Here is a 17925-nt window from a genome sequence, read left to right on the forward strand (position 1 = left end):
GGGCCCGGGGGCGGCGGGTCAGATGTCGAGGAAGCGGACGTCTTTGGCGTTGCGCTGGATGAAGTGGCGGCGCGCTTCCACGTCCTCGCCCATCAGGACGGAGAACAGGTCGTCGGCGACCGCCGCGTCGTCGAGGGTGACCCGGCCCAGGACCCGGTGGTCGGGGTCCATGGTGGTCACGCGCAGCTCCTCGGCGTTCATCTCGCCCAGGCCCTTGAAGCGCTGGATGGAGTCGTCTTTGCCGCGGCGGCCGGCCTGCCGGCCCCGTTCGAGGAGCACGTCGCGTTCGCGGTCGGAGTAGGCGTATTCGACGTGGTCCCGGCTCCACTTGATCTTGTAGAGCGGGGGACGGGAGAGGTAGACGTGGCCCCCTTCGATCAGCGGCCGCATGAAGCGGAAGAGGAAGGTCAGCAGCAGGGTGTTGATGTGCTGGCCGTCGACGTCCGCGTCCGCCATCAGGATGATCTTGTGATAGCGGAGCTTGGCGATGTCGAAGTCCTCGTGCACGCCCGCGCCGAACGCGGAGATGATCGCCTGGATCTCCTGGTTGTGGAGGATCTTGTCGATCCTGGCCTTCTCGACGTTGAGGATCTTGCCGCGGATCGGAAGGATCGCCTGGTACCGCGGGTCGCGGCCGGACTTCGCCGAACCGCCGGCGGAGTCGCCCTCGACGATGAAGATCTCCGACCGGGAGGGGTCGCTGGACTGGCAGTCGGCGAGCTTGCCCGGCAGCGCCGCGGACTCCAGCAGGCCCTTTCGGCGGGTCAGGTCGCGCGCCTTGCGGGCCGCGACCCGGGCGGTGGCCGCCTGGACGGCCTTGCGTACGATGTCGGCCGCCTCGTTCGGGTTGCGGTCGAACCAGTCGGTCAGGTGCTCGTGCACGACCTTCTGCACGAAGGTCCGCGCCTCGGTGTTGCCGAGCTTGGTCTTGGTCTGGCCCTCGAACTGCGGCTCGCCGAGCTTGACCGAGATGATCGCGGTCAGGCCCTCGCGGATGTCCTCGCCGGCGAGGTTGCCGTCCTTGTCCCGCAGCAGCTTCCTCTCCCGCGCGTAGCGGTTGACGACGGTGGTCAGCGCCGTGCGGAAGCCCTCCTCGTGGGTGCCGCCCTCATGGGTGTGGATGGCGTTGGCGTAGGAGTGGACGCTGTCCGCGTACTGGCCGTTCCACTGCAGCGCGACCTCGACCGACAGCAGCCGTTCGGTGTCCTCGGCGCCGATGGAGATCACCGAGGGGTGGACCGGCTCGCCCTTGCGGGCGTTGAGGTGGGCGACGAAGTCGGTGATGCCGCCGTCATAGCGGTAGGAGACCGTCTTCGCCGCCTGCTCCTCGGCAGTGTCCGAGCCGGCTTCGTCGGCCGCGGCCGTGGCACGCGCGGACGGACGTTCGTCGGTCAGGGTCAGGGTGAGCCCCCGGTTGAGGAATGCCATCTCCTGGAAACGCCTGGCCAGCGTCTCGAAGGAGTAGTTGGTGGTCTCGAAGATGGCGCCGTCCGCCCAGAAGGTCAGCGAGGTGCCCGTCCGGGAGGTGGCTTCGCGGCGGGCGAGCGGGGCGGTGGGGGCGCCGTCCTCGTAGTCCTGTGTCCACCGGTGGCCGTCGGTCCAGATCTCCGCCGACAGCCGGGTCGACAGGGCGTTGACCACCGACAGGCCCACACCGTGCAGTCCCCCGGAGACCGCATACCCCCCGCCGCCGAACTTCCCGCCCGCGTGCAGCACGGTCAGCACGACCTCCACGGCCGGCCGCTTCTCCACCGGATGCACCCCCACCGGAATGCCACGGCCGTTGTCGGCCACCCGCACGCCGCCGTCGGCCAGGATCGTCACCTCGATCCGGTCGGCCACCCCGGCCAGCGCCTCGTCCACGGAGTTGTCCACGAGCTCCTGCACGAGGTGGTGCAGCCCTCGCTCGCCCGTGGAGCCGATGTACATCCCGGGCCGCTTGCGCACGGCGTCGAGACCGTCCAGGACGGTGATGGCGTCGGCGTCATAGGACGACGCGGCCTCGGCACGGCCGGTCTGCTCGGACCCGGAGGTGTCGGTGGCGGTGGCGGTGGCGGTGCGAGTGCCGTGAGTGGTCACAGATGCTCTCTTTCGGGCATGGCGGACCGCGCTCCGGCACCACGGTGCGGGAGCCGACGGACAGCTGGCGGAACGGGGCGCGGCAACACAAAGGAGACCCCTGAGCCCTCAGGGCTCGGGACCACTGGCCGCCGGAACGATTTCGAGGATACCGAAGGTGTCTCCTGTGCCCCGGGCGAGAAGATGTCTGTACGCCCCTGTGGCCCTCTTTCTCTCTATCGGTCAATCCCCCCTGCGTCGCATCCGTCAAAATGCACGAGGGGGGCGTGCAGTGGCTTTCCTGACGCCTTGCCGTGCAGGGCCGCAGACACTTTCTCCAGCGATCGCAGGTCGGAACCACACTCGGACACTTTCTGACGACGGTTTGCGCGGCGGCGTTGTTGGTTAGGGTGGCAGGGGGAGACTGGCGACGGCCCCGCGCGGGCCGGGTCGGACACGATGGGGGGCTCGTTGGTGGGGAGTCGGCGCCGGCAGAAACCGAAGAGCGGCGGGTAGTGCGCGCGTTCATCGATCCGGGCGCGGTGGGCGTGTGACCGGCCGGCCGGCTCCCGCCCTGCTGTCCCCGCCGTTGCGCATGGGGCTCGGGCTGATCGCGGCCCTCGCCGCGCTGGTGGTCGCCGTGCTCGGGGTCCTGTACGCCGGCGACAGCAAGCCCGGCAGGGTGGACGCGCGGGTCCGGGCGGCGGTGGACGGTGTGGGGCCGTCGTGGCGGCAAGTCGCTCTGGCCGTTGACTTCTTGGGTGAGCCCGCGGGAGCGGCGACGCTCGTGGTGGCCATCGTGACGGGCTGCCTGCTGCTTCGGAGTCCTCGCGCGGCGGTGCTGGCCGTTGTCGGCGCCGGCATGAGCGTGGGAGCGGCGACGCTGCTCAAGTCCCTGGTGGGACGTACCATCCACGACGGAAGCCTGTCCTACCCGAGTGGCCACACCGCCTTCCTCACCGCGCTCGCCCTCGTGGTGGCGCTGCTCGCGACCGGCCGACTCGGCCCCGGCGGGACCGCCGGCGCATCACTCGTGCTCGCCGCCGCGCTGGTGGCCGGCGCCGCCATGGGGTGGGCGCAGGTCGCCCTGGACGCGCACTACCCGACCGATGTCCTCGGCGGCTGGTGCACCGCGCTGGCGGTGGTACCGGCGACCGCGTGGCTGATCGACCGGATGGCCGACCGGCCGGTCGACCGGGCGGCCCACGCCGGTCGGCGGGGGCCTCGCTGACGTCATGTCATCTCATGCCCATCGGCGGAACACGGGTTTCACCGGTCGTCCGCCCAGCCACGGAGTGGGGTCGGCGGCGTCCAGTGCCTTCCGGTACACCGCGCACGCCTGGGCCACCACCTCGACGGTGTGCTCGATGTCCGCGTCGTCGAGCGCGCTGCTCACCACGAACGACGGGGCCAGCACCCCGCCCGCGAGGAGCCGGCGCAGGAACAGGGTGCGGTACCGCTGCGACGGCTGCCGGTTCTCGTCGAGGGTGGCGAAGACCAGGTTGCTGGCCCGGCCCCGGAGGACGATGTGGTCGCCGACGCCCATGTCGGCCGCGGCGGCACGGACACCGGCGGCCAACCGCTCGCCGAGGGCGTGCAGCCGGGCGGTGACGCCCTCTTCGGCGTAGCTGGTGAGCACGGCCATCGCGGCCGCCAGGGAGTGCGTTTCCGCACCGTGCGTGGTGGACAGCAGGAACACCCGGTCGCCGGAGTGACGCAGCCCGCCCCGCTCCATCAGATCGCGGCGCCCGGCCAGCGCGGAGACGGCGAACCCGTTGCCCAGCGCCTTGCCGAACGTGGAGAGGTCGGGGACGACGCCGTACAGGCCCTGGGCGCCCGCCTCTGACCAGCGGAAGCCGGTGATCATCTCGTCGAAGATCAGCACGCAGCCGTACCGGTCGGCCAGCTCGCGCAGGCCGGCGAGGTACCCGGGCGCCGGCTCGGTGTGGGTGGCGGGTTCGAGGATCAGGCAGGCGACCTCGTCCCTGTACCGGGTGAGCAGTTCCTCCACGGCGGCCAGATCACCGTAGGGGAACGCCACGGTGAGCTCGTTGGTCGCCGCCGGAACACCAGCGGACATCGGCGTGGTGCCGATGAACCAGTCGTCGGCGGAGAAGAACGGATGGTCGGCGCAGATGGCCGCCCGCGGGCGCCCGGTGGCGGCGCGGGCGAGGCGCACCGCGGCGGTGGTGGCGTCGGAGCCGTTCTTCGCGAACTTCACCATCTCGGCGGTCGGCACCGTGGCCAGGAAGCGTTCCGCGGCTTCCAGCTCCACGACGGACGGCCGGACGAAGTTGCTGCCGCGGTCGAGTTCCCGCCGCACCGCCTCGGTCACGCGGGGGTGGGCGTGGCCGAGGCTGACCGACCGCAGGCCGGAGCCGTACTCGACATAGCGGTTGCCGTCGATGTCCCACACATGGGCACCGCGACCGTGGCTGATGACCGGGGCCAGGTCCTCGGGGTACTGGTCGTCGCCCTTGGCGTAGGTGTGCGCGCCCCCTGGCACCAGGGCGTGCAGCCGCTCGTTCGCCATCCGCGACCGTGGCAGGAGGAACTCCCCGGTGGATCCGGTGCCTTCCGTGTGTTCGGTGACCACGCCCACTTCACCTTCCCTGGCGCTTCAGGACCTCCGCGAGGCTCGGCGCCTCCCGGTCCCGCTGGGACATCGACGCGACCGGCAGCGGCCAGGGAATAGCGAGCTCCGGGTCGTCGAAGGCGATCGTCACGTCCTCGGCCGGATCGTGCGGGCGGTCGATCCGGTACGAGGTGTCGGCGGTTTCGGTGAGCGCCTGGAAGCCGTGCGCGCACCCCGCCGGGACGTACAGGGTCACCTGCGTCTCGCCGGACAGCTCGAAGAAGGCCCGGCCCAGGTATGTCGGCGAGTCCGGCCGCAGGTCCACGACCACGTCGAAGATCCTCCCGTACGAGCACCGCACCAGCTTGGCCTCGCCGGCGCCGGAGCGCAGGTGGAGGCCGCGCAGCACGCCCCGGGCCGAGCGGGACAGGCTGTCCTGGACGAAGGCGTGCGGGTCGAGGCCCACCGAGCGGACCACATCGGCGTCGAAGGTGCGGCAGAAGAAGCCGCGCTCGTCGGCGTACGGCGCGGGCTCGAACAGGTACGCGCCGGCGATCTCCCGGACTTCGGTCGCCTTCATGGAGCCTCCCGCAGGGCGTGGGCGTGGTCGGTCGCTGGGAACAGGGCCGCGTCCAGGGCGGTGAACTGGTGCTCGAGTTGCCGGGCGGCGGCCAGGTTCCGCTCGGCGAGGGTGTGCCGAAGTTCTGCCGACCGCTTCTCCAGCGCCCGGAACTGCTCGAGCAGCCGGTCGGCGTCCACCTCGCGGGCCGGGTGGCAGTACGCGCCGAGGCCCATCCGATCCATGAGGGCGTCGCTCTTCGCCGCGTAGCAGAGCGCGAGCACCGGCGTGCCGGTCTTCAGCGCGCAGATCAGGTTGTGGTACCGGATCGCCACCACGGTGTCGGCAGCCGCCATCTCCTGCATCAGGTCGGCCAGCGACGCCGCCTCGGCGGCGGTGACCAGCGGTGAGTCCACCGCGTCCAGGATCGCGGCGACCACCGGCGCATCGCACTCGTCTCCGGTGAGCAGCCGGACCGGCCTGCCGTCCTCGACCAGTGCGCGGACGAACCGGATCGTCCCGTCGAGGTAGCGCCGGTGGATCTCCTCGGCGCGGGCGCGGTCGTCATTGCCGCCGTGGAAGGCCATGACGCCGAGGCAGACTCGGCCCGATGGACCCGATGGACCCGAGAGTGCGGTCGCCGGTGGCGTCGGCAGGGCGAACGCGAGGTCCGGGTAGACCTCGTCGCGCGAGGTGTCCACGCCCATCGCCCGCATCGCGTCGCGGGACCGGGCGTCCCGGTACGACCGGTACGCGGCCAGCCGCGCCGACCAGCGCATCAGGGCCCGGGTCGGCCGGTTGCCGATCGTGGCGGCGCCGACGCTGACCAGCGCGACCCGGGTGCGCAGCAGCCGGCCACTCGCGCAGAGCAGGAACAGCGAGTACGGGAAGCCCCACGGCCGCAGCGGCAGCGTGGCCTCCAGGACGCCCATGCCCGGCACGATCACCACGTCGTGCCGGCGCACCCAGGCGGCGGTGCGGACGGCGTCGACCAGTTTGCCCAGACCCTTGGCCGCGATCGCGCCCGCACGGGACGCGGTCCGGTACTCCCCGCGGTACCAGTGCAGCCGCGTCGCGGGGATCCCGAACCGGGCCGTGACGGCCTCGGGCCCGCCGCACAGCGCGTCCACGACCGCCTCCGGGTGCTCGGCGCGCAGGTATCCGAGCACGGCCTCCAACGACCCGTCGTTGCCGAGGTTGCCGGAGCCGAGCAGGCCGAACACCCCGACGCGCACCGGAGTCCCGTTCGCGGGCGTCATGCCCGCCTCCCTTCACGGCCTTCACGAACGTCACGGCCTTCACGAACGTCATGGCCTTCACGAATGTCCCGGCCTTCACGGCCGGCGACCAGCGCGTCGACGGAGACCGTCAGCTTGGCCGGGTCGACCGGGGCGCGGTCCTCGACCCGCTCACCGGCGCCCGGCCGCGCCCGGCTGGCCATCCACGCGGCCAGGTGGCGGTAGCACGCGCGCCGGTCCGCCGAGGACAGCGGCGCCCGCCGGATCGCCGAAACGAAGCCCCAGACGTACTCGGCGAGCAGCCGGGGCGTCGGGTGCAGCGGGCCTGCCCGGCGCGGGTCCAGGTTGACGCACCGGGAGCGCTTGCCGGGGTTCGCCCGCTCGGCGCGGGTGGGGTGGTCGCGGCGGAAGTACAGCAGCTCCGGCACCTGGTGGAAGGGCCCGTGCAGGCCGATCTCGGCGACGAACGTGCGGTCCGCGTGGTGGTAGCTGTCCATCGGTTTCACCCGGCGCAGTACGTCGGCCCGGATCACCCCGTAGAAGTCGTCGCCACCGGGCTCGAACAGCATGCTGCGGAAGCGCTCCGGCGGGCGCGGCGAGGCGGTGGCGAGCCCGTACTCGTACGGGACCTTCACCTGGCCGTCGCCGTCGATGACGGCCTGGTCGGCGTGCGCGAGGATCACCTCAGGCCGCTCGTCCAGCGCCTCCACGCAAACCCGCAGCAGGTCCCGGCCGTAGAGGTCGTCGTGCGAGGCCCATTTGAACAGCTCGCCGCGGCACTCGGTGAACACATAGTTGTGGTTCGGCGTGGCGCCGACGTTCCTGGGCAGCCGGATGTACCGGATCCGCGAGTCCTTCTCGGCGTACCGGCGGCAGATGTCCCGGGTCCCGTCGGTCGAGGCGTTGTCGGAGATGACCAGCTCGAAGTCCTCGTAGGTCTGGCCGAGCAGGGCGTCGAGCGACTCGGCCAGGTACTCCTCGCCGTTGTACACGGGCAGGCCGATGCTCAGCCGGGGTCGGTCGGTCATGGCGTCCTCACTTCGGGGATGGGTTCGTGGTGGTGCTCGCGCAGGGCGGACCGCAGGTGCAGCCACCACACGGCCGAGGCGCTCAACGTCGCGGCGGCGACGCCCCAGGCCGAGCCGACCGTGCCGGCCAGGGCCGCCCCGCCGAGCCCGCCGCCGACATAGAAGGTGGAGGCGATCAGCTGGCAGCGCAGGCTGCGCCGGGCCGCGGCGAGCGCGCGAAGCCCGGCCGCCGCGCCGGTGCCGAGGCCGGCGCCCGCGACGCTGAGCGTGACCGGCACGATGAGCCGCGAGGCGGAGTGCCAGACACCGCCCAGCGCCAGCTCGCCGAGCCGGTCCGGCATCAGCAGCAGAGCCGCGCCCCAGAGCAGCGCGGCGGCGGCCTGCCCGCCGCCCAGCAGGAGGCAGAACGCGCCGAGGCGGTGCGGGGCCCGGCGCAGCACCCGCGCCGCCTCCGGGACGGTGACCAGCGACAGCCCCATCAACACCGCGAGGAACGGGCCGAGCAGCAGCTCGGCGCCCCGGACCGCGCCCACCGAGCCGACCCCGACGATCGCGCCGAGCCCGTACGCCCGCAGCTGGCTCGCGCCGCTGAGGGCGACGTTCTCGACCAGGTACCGGTAGCCGAGGTCGCGCTGCTCGCGAAGCCACCCGCGCGCTTCGGGCATCCGGGGCCGGATGCCGGACTGGACGCAGCCGTACCCCGCGGCCACCGCGGCGGACGCGCCCCAGGCGAGCAGATAGGCCGCCACGCTGCCCACGCGGGCCGCTACCACCATGGCCGGGACGAGGGCGACGCCCCACACCAGGTCGTTGACGAACGCCTTGTGCCCGGTGCCGGCGGCGAAGAACGCGAACCGCCAGGCGTCCTGCAGCAGCAGCGCCGGCAGCATGACGCCGAGGCAGACGAACGCGGGCCCCACGCGGCCGCCGAGCGCGAGGCCGACCACCAGGCACGCCGCGCCGAGGGCGGCGCCGAGGCCGAGCGCGCTGCCCGACGACCGGGCCACCGCCGCGCGCCAGGACGCCACCGGCACACCGCTGAAGCGCACCGTGAGCGGGTCCGTGGCCAGCCCGCGGGAGACGTTGAGCAGCACGCCGTAGGTCACCCAGGCCAGGCTGAACACGCCGAAGGCGGCCAGCCCCAGGGAGCGGGCCACATAGATCCCCACCACGAAGTTGCTCACGCTGGAGGCCGCCTGGTCGGCCAGCCCCCAGGACAGCCGGCCGACGAGGGCCCGCCGGGTGGATCCGGCCGGTGGCGCCGTTGCCCGCGGAGTCTCCTCCTCGCCGGTCATCGGGTCGGTCATCGGGGTCATGCCTTGATCAGCCCGGCGCCGTGCAGGGCGTCGGCCGCGGCGGCGACGGTGTCGAACGGCAGCCCGGACCGCTCGGCGACATCCAGCAGACCGTGCTCGCCGTCGGAGAGGCTGAGCACCCACAACATGGCCATCTGGGCCTGCTTGGTGTCGCTGCGGCCGCCGAGCGCGTCGTACAACCCACGTCGGCCCAAGTGCGGTTCGCCGTACGGGCTGAGGTTGACGTACCGCCGGTTGCGGTCGAGGACGGCGAACGCCTCGCGGCAGAGGGCGAGCGTGTCCGCCATCGCCGCGGGGGAGACGAAGTCCAGGTTGTCCGCCGAGGTGTGGTACTCGGGGTAGCCCGCGTACGGGGTCCGGCTGAGCGAGCCCACGCCGAGATCGAACCCGGGGGAGCAGAACTGCCGCTCGTCGTAGCCGTACGGCGTGAACTCGGTGACGCGGTGCGGGCGCTTCGACGCGGCCAGCACATGCCGCATCACCCGGTCGATCTCCGCGTCGCCGCGCCTGCTCTGCTTGTACGTCAGCCGGCCCGGGTCGCCGGCGCAGGCCAGCACGAGCCCGTGCTTGACCCGGTCGATCCGATCCGTGTTGCGGGCCAGCCAGGTGATGGCGCCGATGGTGCCGGGCGCGAAGACGAACCGGTAGGTGTAGTACGGCGTCCGCTCGGCCAGCGCCCTGGCCAGGAAGGTCGCCACCGCGATGCCGGCCAGGTTGTCGTTGGCCAGCGACGGGTGGCAGACGTGGCAGGAGACGATCACCTCGTCGGGGACCTGGCCGGGGACCACGTGCTCGGCGTAGGTGAGGTGGCCGTCCGCGAGCGTGGAGTCGACGCACACCTCGTACTCGCCGTCCGGCAGCGCGTCCAGGGTCTCCTGGGTCAGGCAGAACCCCCATTCCGGCTGGTAGTAACTGGTGCGGTACGGCACCCAAGCCGGGTGTTCCGGCAGGGTGTACAGGTGTCCGCGCAGCTCGGCCAGCGGCATGGTCGCCGACACCGGCACGCTGTAGCCGAGCACGTGCAGGCTGGACGCGGCGAAGTCGACGACCCGCTTGCCGGTGGCGTCGGCGATGTACGCGTCCCGGATGTTCCACTCCTGCGGCACCGTCCAGTCGAGCACCTGAGTCCCGGTCGGCACCTCGTGCACCCGCAGCGGAACGTACTCGCCGACGATCTCCAGGGTGGCCCGCACACCGTCACCCGTGATGCTCCGGCACAGTGGGTACAACCGCTCCACCAGCGCGTACATCTCGTCGCCCGCCGCGGTCACCGGCGCCACCGCAGGGTCTCGTCCACGGCGCCGGCCTCGGACGCCGCGCGCAGATGGGCCAGCCGGGTGAAGCGCCGCTCGAAGCCTTCCCGGGTCAGCCCGTGTTTCCGGTAGGCGTCGGCGAGTTCGAGCGCGCCCTGCTTCACCGTCCACTCGCAGTCGAAGCCGGGCACCGCGGCGCGGAACCGGGAGAAGTCCACCCGGTACGAGCGCGGATCGGCACCGGTCTCCCCGGTGATGACCACCCGCGCGCCGGACACCGCCTCGGCGACCTGCTCGGCGATCTCGGCGACCGTGACGTTGTTGATCTCGCTGCCGATGTTGAACGCCCGGTCGTGCACCGCTTCCCGCGGTGCGGACAGCGCGGCCGCGAAGGCCCGTGCGATGTCGACGGCGTGCACCAGCGGGCGCCAGGGGGTGCCGTCGGAGAGGACCAGCACCTCGCCGGACAGCAGCGCGTGGCCCACCAGGTTGTTCAGCACGATGTCGGCGCGCAGCCGGGGCGAGTAGCCGAAGGCGGTGGCGTTGCGCATGTACACCGGGCTGAAGTCGCCGTCGGCCAGCGCGTGCAGATCGTCCTCCACCCGCACCTTGGACTCCGCGTACGGCGTCACCGGGCGCAGCGGGGCGTCCTCGGCCACCAGCTCGTCGCCGCCGGCGGCGCCGTAGACCGAGCAGGTCGACGCGTACAGGAAGCGCCGCACCCCGGCCTCGCGGGCCAGCCGGGCGAGGCGTACGGACGCGTGGTGGTTGATGTCGTAGGTGAGGTCCGGGGCCAGCGCTCCCAGCGGGTCGTTGGACAGCGCGGCCAGGTGGATCACGGCGTCCACCCCGGCCACGTGTTCGGCCGTGACGTCCCGCAGGTCCACCCGGCGCCCGGGGGCACCGCCCACAGGCGCGTCAGCGCCGACTGGGGGAGGGTCCGCGGGCCGCGGGCCCAGCACACAGTCGGCGAACAGTCCGGAGTCAAGGCCGACGACCTCGTGCCCGGCGGCCGTGAGGACGGGGGCCATGACGGTGCCCAGGTAGCCCTGGTGCCCGGTCAGCAGTACGCGCAAGGTTCATTCCCCCAGGTCGAGAGTGAGTTTGGTGACGGCGAACGCTTCGGCGTAGCGCGCGTGGCATTCGATGCCGCGGATCCGGGCGAGGCCGAGGAAGGCCTCGCGGTCGTACCAGGGCCGGTGCCGCTGCGAGGGGTAGTGCTCCTGGAGCAGCCGCACCTTTTCCTCGGCGACCTCCGGCGCCAGCGGCTGGTACGCCACCGGGCGGCCGAGATCGCCGTCCCACTTGACGATCTCGTAGCGCAGCACCAGATGGTCGCGGAACGCGGTGGTCATCAGCTCCGCCAGGCCGCGGTGGTCCTGGTGCGCGTCGTCGGTCCGCGGGGCCAGCACCAGATCGGGAACGGTCCGCAGGCGCAGCTCCTCGACCGCGGCCTTGGCCTCGTCCCAGTTCGCGGGCAGCCGGCCGTCCGGCAGCTTGTGCACGGTCAGCCGCAGGTCGGCGCCCGGGCAGAAGGCGGCCAGCGCGGCCCGCTCCTCCCGCTCCCGCTCGCCGCCACCGCCGGAGAGCACCAGCGCGTCGACACGGATGCCCGGCCGCGCGAGGCACAGCGTCAGCAGCGTGCCGCCGGCGCCGATGGCGATGTCGTCGCAGTGCGCGCCCACCGCGACGATCCGGTCCAGGCGCCCGGCCCCGAGCCGGATCACGCCCGCGCTCCGGCGCTGTCCCGCTCCCACACGGCCCACGGGCGGTGGCCCTGGGCGTAGGCGGCGTCGAGCGCGGCCCGCTCCTTCACGGTGTCGGTCGGCTTCCAGAAGCCGCGGTGCTGGTGCGCCACCAGCCGGCCCCGCTTGGCCAGCTGGGCGCATCCGTCGGCGACCAGGTCCCCGTTCTCCGGGATGTGGTCGAAGACTTCCTGGCGGAGCACGAAGTAGCCGCCGTTCTCCCACAGCGGCAGGTCGCTCACCGCGGTGATGCCCCCCACCAGGCCGTCGTCGCCCAGGTCCACGCAGTGGAACGAGGACTGCGGCGGCACCACCATCATCGACGCACCGGCGTCGCGCCGGGCGAACCGGTCGATCATCTCGTCCAGCGGGGCGTCGGTGAGCACGTCGGCGTAGTTGGCGAGGAACATCTCGTCGCCGTCCAGGTGGTGCCGCACCCGGCGCAGCCGCTCCCCGATCGGTGACTCGATGCCGGTCTGCGCGAATGTGATCGTCCAGTCGGAGATGTCGGTGGACAGCAGCTCGGTCCGCCCGCCCCGCAGCACGAAGTCGTTGGACGTCGTCTCCTCGTAGGTGAGGAAGAACTTCTTGATGTGGTGGGCCCCGTAGCCGAGGCACAGGATGAACTCCGTGTGCCCGAAGTGCGCGTAGTAGCGCATGACGTGCCAGATCAGCGGCCGCGGGCCGACCATCGCCATCGGCTTGGGCACGTCGTCCGCGGCGCCGCTCCGCATCCGCATCCCGTAGCCGCCGCAGAACAGGACGACCTTCATGACCCCACCTCGACAATGCTCAGTTCCGGGATGGGGAAGACCAGCCGGCCGCCCCAGTCGTGTACGAAGGACAGCTGCTCGATCAGCTCCGCCCGCAGGTTCCACGGGAGGACGAGGACGTAGTCCGGCTTGTCGGCGGCTATCCGCTCGGGCGGCAGGATCGGGACGCGGGTGCCCGGGGTGAACCTGCCGTGCTTGTAGGGGTTGCGGTCGACCGTGTACGGGAGCAGGTCGGGCCGGATGCCGCAGTGGTTGAGCAGGGTGTTGCCCTTGCCCGGGGCGCCGTAGCCGACGACCGTCTCGCCGCGCTCGGCCACCTCGATGAGGAACCGCAGCAGGTCCCGGCGCACCTTGGCCACCCGGGTGGAGAACTCGGTGTACCCGGACAGCTCCCGCAGCCCGGCGGCCTTCTCCCGGTCCAGCACCTCGGCCACCCTTCCCCGAGCTCTCGGCTCCGCTCGAGCAGGGGAGACCCCATCGCTCGGCTCGCCGGCCGCCTCGGCCGGCCGGGCCCACAGCCGGATCGAACCGCCGTGCGTGGGCAGCAGCTCGACGTCCACCAGCGCGAGTCCACCGCTCGCCAGCGCCCGGGCCGCGGACGCGACCGTGTAGTACTGGAAGTGCTCGTGGTAGATCGTGTCGTACTGGTTCTCCTCGATCAGCGTCAGCAGGTGCTGCACCTCGATGGAGACCCAGCCGTCGTCGGCGACCAGGGCGCGCAGCCCCCGGGTGAACCCGACCACGTCGGGGATGTGCGCGTACACGTTGTTGGCCACGACCAGGTCCGCCGGGCCGTGCCCGGCACGGACGTCCGCGCCGGTGGCCGGGTCCAGGAACGTGGTGAGCGTGGGCACACCCGCCTCCCGCGCCGCGGCGCCGACGTTCACCGACGGCTCGATGCCCAGGCAGCGGATCCCGCGGTCCACCACGTGCTTCAGCAGGTAGCCGTCGTTGCTCGCGACCTCGACCACGAAGGCGTCGGGGCCGAGACCCACCCGCTGTACGGCGTCGGCGACAAACGTGCGCGCGTGCTCGACCCAGGAGGTCGAGTAGGAGGAGAAGTACGCGTACTGCGTGAACGTCTCCTCCGGAGTGATCAGCGGAGGGATCTGCGCGAGCCAGCAGTCGGTGCAGACCCGCAGGTGCAGCGGGTACGCCGGTTCCGGCTCGTCCAGTTGGTCCGCGGCGAGAAAACTCTCACACGGCGGGGTCGCCCCCAGATCGACGACGCTCGCCAGGGTCGCCGAGCCGCAGAGTCGGCATCGTGTCATTTACTGCCCCCCATTGATTCCCCCCATTGATTCCGACCGCCCCGCGATCGCGGTGCGGTACTCGTCCACCAGGCGCTCGAGGCCGACGGCCGGGCTGAAGCCCTGCTCGTAACGGCGCCGGGCCGCCCGGCCCATGTCCCGGTTGCGGTCCGGCTCCGCCGTGATCCGGCGCAGGCAGGACGCCAGCGAGGCGGCCTCGCCCGGCCGGTGCAGCAACCCGGTCACCCCTTCCTCGACGAGTTCGACGAAGGCGCCGTGACCGGCGGCGACGGCCGGCACCCCCGCCGCCATCGCCTCCGCGACCACCAGGCCGAACGTCTCCAGGGACATCGAGGGAGCCACCACGGCGACCGAGCGCGCGATGGCCCGCCGGCACTGATCCGGGTCGTAGAGCCCGGCGTACCGCACGTCGTCCCGGCCCGCCGCCCAGGCGGCCACCTCGGCCTCCAGCGGCCCCGCGCCGGCGATCACGAGCGGCACCCCCACACCGCCGCCCGCTGCGATCCGGTCCCACGTGGCCATGAGCAGCCGCACGCCCTTGGCCTCCGCGAGCCGCCCGAGGAAGAGCAGATGCTCGCCGTCGCCCACCCGGCGCGCGCCCGGGTCGGGCACGAAGTTGTGCTTCACCGCCAGCCGCTCACCCGGCATGCCGGACCGCACCAGGATGTCGCGCTGCGCCGCGGAGATGCAGAAGAACCGCTCCACGCCGGACCACCACCGCCGACGGTTGACCGACAGGCTGACCGCGAGCGGCACCGTCGCCAGCCGGGAGCCGCGGTAGCAGCCGTGCCGGACGGCGGGCAGGGACACCGCCGACCCGACGCACTCGGTGCACAGCCGGCCGTCCCGGTGCAGCGTGCCGGGCGGGCACACCTGGGTGTAGTTGTGCAGCGTGGCGACGACCGGCACGCCGGCATCGGCGCAGGCGGCCAGCACCGCGGGCGACAGGAGCGGGAAGACGTTGTGGATGTGCACCACGTCCGGTCGCTCGGCGCGCAGCCGGGCGGCGAGCTGCGTGCGGACCGCCGGGTTCCACGGTACGAGGAGCGGCACCGCGGCCTTGCCGAGCAGGGACCGGGTGGCGATGTCGTCGCTGCGCCGCTCGAACACGTCGACCCGGTGGCCGGCCGCGCGCAGCAGCCCCACCTCCTCGTCGACGACCCTGTTCTCCCCGCTCGGCTGCGCCGAGGAGTAGCGGTTGTGCACCACGAGGACGTGCATGCTCAGGTCACCTTCCGGTCCCGGGCCCAGCGCGGGACACGTCGTCGAGGGGGAGCGGGCGTCGGGAAGGGCCCGGCCGCGGCGGGTGCCGGTGCCACGAGGAGCGAGGCGGCCAGGGCCAGATGAAGCAGGTAGGGCGAGGCGTCGCCGAGACCGGCCTCGGTGTACGACGAGATCGCGACATAGCTGATCAGGAAGATCGCGCAGGCCCTCGGCAGCGACGGCGGCCGCAGCAGCGCGACGCCGCCCAGCACGAGGAGGATCGCCGCCACGATGGCGATGCCGACCAGACCCTGCTCGTTGTAGACGGCCAGCCAGCTGTTGTCGATCGGCAGCCCGCCGAAGGACTTGTCGCCCAGGCCCGTGCCGAACACCTTCTCCCCGGTGGTCCGGGGCGCTGCCAGCAGGGCGTCCCAGACCTTGGCCCGGCCGGTGAGGTTGGAGAAGTTCTCCTGGCTCTGCCCGCGCAGGAACCACGCCCGCAGCGCGGAGCTGAACGCCACCGCGGCCACCGTGGCGCACAGCACCGTCCAGGCGAAGAACCGGCGGGCGGCGGCGCTGGTCAGGATGAGCGAGCCGATCGCCAGCACCAGCCCGACGAGCAGACCGACCGTGGCCGTCCGGGTGTGGGTCATCGCGAGCAGCACGAGCGTCGGCACGATGACCAGCGCCGCGCCGGCCCCGGTGGTCCGGCGGCCCAGCAGGAGCAGCACGGTGAGCCCGATGATCACCGCCGAGTACTGTCCGATCTGCGGCGGGGTGAGCGGCCACAAGGCGCCGACCAGCCGCCCGCCGTAGTACTCGGGCATGGCCGTGCCCGGTGAGACGGCCAGGCCGACGGCCACCGACACGAGCACCGCGAAGTACATCCGGATGTGGTGGCGGACGAACGTCAGGCCGCCGTCCCACCAGCGGCTGAGCAGCCACAGCGTGCCGACGAACAGAGCCAGCCGGGTGCAGCGGAACAGCGCGCCGGGCCCGACTCCCAGGTGCACGCTGGAGATCACGCTCGGCACCAGCAGCAGGGTGAGCAGGAACACGAAGGCGCTGGCCCGGACGCGCAGGTGCAGATTGAGCAGGAGCGCCAGCGCGAACGCGGCGACCAGCGCCCCCATGGTGGCCATCTGGATGAGGGAGCGGGGCAGCGTGACGATGGTCTTCGCCCCGGCGGAGCCGAGTGTGTTGAGGCCCAGCAGCGCCCAGACCATCCAGACGGCCTTCGGCGGGCCGGCGGGGCGTGGTGCGGCACCGGGCCGCGTACCCGCCGCGTCCGGTCCGCCCGGCGGCCCGCCGCGCATCAGCTCCCCGGCCATCTCAATCACCGGCCTGTGGGCCGAAGGCGCTGCCCGTGTCCTGCTGGTACGAGGCGCCCTGCCACTGCCCGGGTTCGAGCGTGTGCCCCGGGTCGCCCGCGACGAAGCTCCACGGCCCGCGGTAGACGTTGTCGTGCCAGCGGTTGTGCTGCTTGTGGGTGATCGCCTCGGCCACCCGCTTGCCCCGGTACGGCGACCAGTCCGGATAGGTGCCGTAGTTGGCCAGCACCGCCATGCGGCCGCACTCCGCCGCGCACTTCACGACGGACGTGTCCAGCACGAAGCGGTTGCCGTGGATGTCCACCCGCTGGGTCTTCCACCGGCAGTCGGCGTAGAGCGGTGCGGTGGCGATGGCCGGCCGCGCGCAGCGGGCGGTGTCCTTCACCAGCAAGGTGCAGTAGCCCGTCGAGGTGTTGGCCGGGCTGTTGCAGAACCGGTCGGCGTTCTCCCACAGGGTGATCCCGTTCCAGTTGTTCTCCAGCACGTTCCGGTAGATGTCGATCTTGTCCGTGCGGGCCGGGACCCGTGGTTCGCCGCCGGCCTCGGACACATAGACCGTCGCGTACGGGAAGTCGTCGCCGCGGGCCGCGTTCTCGCGGCCCTCCACCCAGTTGTTCCGCCGGATGGTGTTGTCGCGGATGACCGCGTTGTAGCTGGTCTCGTACACCAGCGCGGCACCGTCGTTGGCCTCCAGCAGGTTGCCCTCGATGCGGAAGTCGTTGTTGTTGTTGTCCGCCCACAACCCGGCTCCGCGGTTGCCGTGCACCCAGTTGCCGCGGATGTCGGCGCCGTTGACGGCCCAGAACTTGACGCCTCCGGTGCAGCCGCAACCCGGCCGCCGCCGCTCCCAGTCGTCGGTGTTGTTGCCCGTGATCTCGTTGCCCTCGACCACCAGGCCCCTGATGGAGTCGCCGGTCTTGTACGCGTTCATTCCGTACTGCCCGTTGTCGCGCAGACAGCTGGCGCGGACCCGCTGGCGGGCCCCGGCCATCAGCCCCGCGCCGGAGTTGTCCTGGATCTTCGCGTGCTCGATCACCCAGCCGTCGGCCATGTCGTGGTTGACCACGCCCTCGTTGTTCGGCGCGACGAAACGCTGCACGGTCAGATGGCTGATGGTGACGTCGCGGGCGGTACCGCCGAACGCGTACTGGTTGACCTTCCGGCCGTCGAGCACCGCGCCCGGCGCGCCGAGGTAGCGGTCCCCCCGCTTGGGCACGACCTGGGCGTAGCGGTCCGGCTCGAGCCTGTGCTCGCCCGGTCGAAGCCAGAACGTGGTGTGCGCGGGGCTGCTCCTGGTCTTCGCGGCCAGGTCGCCGACCACCGCGGGGTCGACCGTCACCGCGCCCGGCGGCGCCTTCGCCGGCCCGGCCGCGGGCTCGGCGCACACCCGGGCGACGGACCTGGCGGGCGCACCGGACGTGGCGGACGCACCGGTCGGCTCCGCCGGGGCGTCCGACGCGCTCGTACAGCCGGTCACCGCCAGCAGGACCAGCACCAGCGGCGCCGCCGGCCACGCCCGGTGCCCCCTCCCGATCACCACGCGCCCCTCCTAGGGGGTGTCTTGTGGATCATGCT

15 protein-coding genes are annotated in these 17925 nt (G+C 72.3%); 1 reads left to right on the forward strand and 14 read right to left on the reverse strand.

Annotated features, from left to right (window positions below):
- Positions 1–18: 18 nt before the first annotated feature.
- Positions 19–2079 (reverse strand): DNA topoisomerase (ATP-hydrolyzing) subunit B, encoded by a 2061-nt coding sequence (gyrB, locus tag ABFY07_RS03365; protein ID WP_346172971.1) that lies wholly within the window; start codon positions 2077–2079, stop codon positions 19–21.
- Positions 2080–2608: 529 nt separating this feature from the next.
- On the opposite strand from gyrB, the gene ABFY07_RS03370 reads away from it, so the two are divergent.
- Complete coding sequence (locus ABFY07_RS03370) at positions 2609–3289, forward strand: phosphatase PAP2 family protein (RefSeq protein WP_346172972.1); 681 nt, start codon at positions 2609–2611, stop codon at positions 3287–3289.
- 12 nt (positions 3290–3301) lie between these two features.
- On the opposite strand, the gene ABFY07_RS03375 is transcribed toward ABFY07_RS03370, so the two are convergent.
- Genes ABFY07_RS03375 through ABFY07_RS03435 form a run of 13 tightly spaced genes read right to left on the reverse strand, consistent with a single transcriptional unit; the run spans position 3302 to position 17890 of the window.
- A complete protein-coding gene (locus ABFY07_RS03375; protein WP_346172973.1) occupies positions 3302–4654 on the reverse strand; it encodes a glutamate-1-semialdehyde 2,1-aminomutase in 1353 nt (450 codons plus the stop codon).
- A 7-nt stretch (positions 4655–4661) separates the two neighbouring features.
- A complete protein-coding gene (locus ABFY07_RS03380; protein WP_346172974.1) occupies positions 4662–5213 on the reverse strand; it encodes a dTDP-4-dehydrorhamnose 3,5-epimerase family protein in 552 nt (183 codons plus the stop codon).
- Complete coding sequence (locus ABFY07_RS03385; RefSeq protein ID WP_346172975.1) at positions 5210–6451, reverse strand: polysaccharide pyruvyl transferase family protein; 1242 nt, start codon at positions 6449–6451, stop codon at positions 5210–5212. The genes ABFY07_RS03380 and ABFY07_RS03385 overlap by 4 nt, the downstream gene beginning before the upstream one ends.
- Complete coding sequence (locus ABFY07_RS03390; RefSeq protein ID WP_346172976.1) at positions 6448–7458, reverse strand: glycosyltransferase family 2 protein; 1011 nt, start codon at positions 7456–7458, stop codon at positions 6448–6450. The genes ABFY07_RS03385 and ABFY07_RS03390 overlap by 4 nt, the downstream gene beginning before the upstream one ends.
- Positions 7455–8753: an MATE family efflux transporter gene (locus ABFY07_RS03395; RefSeq protein WP_346173119.1), complete on the reverse strand. Its 1299-nt coding sequence runs from the start codon at positions 8751–8753 to the stop codon at positions 7455–7457. The genes ABFY07_RS03390 and ABFY07_RS03395 overlap by 4 nt, the downstream gene beginning before the upstream one ends.
- Before the next feature lie 17 nt (positions 8754–8770).
- Positions 8771–10054: a DUF4910 domain-containing protein gene (locus tag ABFY07_RS03400; RefSeq protein WP_346172977.1), complete on the reverse strand. Its 1284-nt coding sequence runs from the start codon at positions 10052–10054 to the stop codon at positions 8771–8773.
- Positions 10042–11103 carry an NAD-dependent epimerase/dehydratase family protein gene (locus ABFY07_RS03405; protein WP_346172978.1) on the reverse strand — a complete coding sequence of 354 codons (1062 nt, stop codon included), beginning with the start codon at positions 11101–11103 and terminating at the stop codon, positions 10042–10044. Before ABFY07_RS03405 ends, ABFY07_RS03400 begins: the two co-directional genes overlap by 13 nt.
- 3 nt (positions 11104–11106) lie before the next feature.
- The gene (locus ABFY07_RS03410) at positions 11107–11754 is read right to left on the reverse strand and encodes a PIG-L deacetylase family protein (RefSeq protein WP_346172979.1); all 648 of its coding nucleotides are present in this window, start codon (positions 11752–11754) and stop codon (positions 11107–11109) included.
- Positions 11751–12545, reverse strand: a complete 795-nt coding sequence (locus tag ABFY07_RS03415; RefSeq protein ID WP_065968079.1) for a glycosyltransferase family protein — start codon at positions 12543–12545, stop codon at positions 11751–11753. The genes ABFY07_RS03410 and ABFY07_RS03415 overlap by 4 nt, the downstream gene beginning before the upstream one ends.
- Entirely contained in the window at positions 12542–13816 is a 1275-nt protein-coding gene (locus tag ABFY07_RS03420; protein ID WP_346172980.1) for a class I SAM-dependent methyltransferase, read from the reverse strand. Before ABFY07_RS03420 ends, ABFY07_RS03415 begins: the two co-directional genes overlap by 4 nt.
- On the reverse strand, positions 13817–15037 hold the full coding sequence (locus ABFY07_RS03425; RefSeq protein WP_346172981.1) for a glycosyltransferase: 1221 nt from the start codon (positions 15035–15037) through the stop codon (positions 13817–13819).
- Between the two features lie 2 nt (positions 15038–15039).
- Positions 15040–16350, reverse strand: a complete 1311-nt coding sequence (locus ABFY07_RS03430; RefSeq protein WP_346172982.1) for an O-antigen ligase domain-containing protein — start codon at positions 16348–16350, stop codon at positions 15040–15042.
- Between the two features lies 1 nt (position 16351).
- Positions 16352–17890, reverse strand: a complete 1539-nt coding sequence (locus ABFY07_RS03435) for a right-handed parallel beta-helix repeat-containing protein (RefSeq protein WP_346172983.1) — start codon at positions 17888–17890, stop codon at positions 16352–16354.
- Positions 17891–17925: the final 35 nt, after the last annotated feature.

The organism is Streptomyces sparsogenes subsp. cuspidosporus (assembly GCF_039532705.1).
Classification (GTDB): domain Bacteria; phylum Actinomycetota; class Actinomycetes; order Streptomycetales; family Streptomycetaceae; genus Streptomyces; species Streptomyces sparsogenes.